1 pseudogene is annotated in these 263 nt (G+C 65.4%); it reads right to left on the minus strand.

The features are described from left to right. Positions 1 to 263: pseudogene (locus CEY15_RS17720) on the minus strand (IS630 family transposase); the annotation flags it as partial.

The following is a 263-nucleotide window of genomic DNA, read 5'->3' on the forward strand; positions in this document are numbered from 1 at the left end:
GGACGTAGTCGTGGCTGCGCCGCTCGATCAGTCCCGGCTGCATGGGCAAGATCGGCTGCGTCCGATCCAGCGCCTGGATCTGAGATTTCTCGTCCACGCACAGCACGATCGCGTTCTCCGGGGGCGCCAGGTACAGACCGCAGATGTCGGTGACCTTGCCGACCAGCTCGGGATCGGTAGAGAACCGGAACGACTCGGCCCGCCACGGCTTGATCCCATAGGCTCGCCACGCCGTGACCACCGTCGAGGCCGAGACCTTCAAC

It is taken from the genome of Dietzia natronolimnaea, from assembly GCF_002289575.1.
In the GTDB taxonomy this organism is placed as follows: domain Bacteria; phylum Actinomycetota; class Actinomycetes; order Mycobacteriales; family Mycobacteriaceae; genus Dietzia; species Dietzia natronolimnaea_A.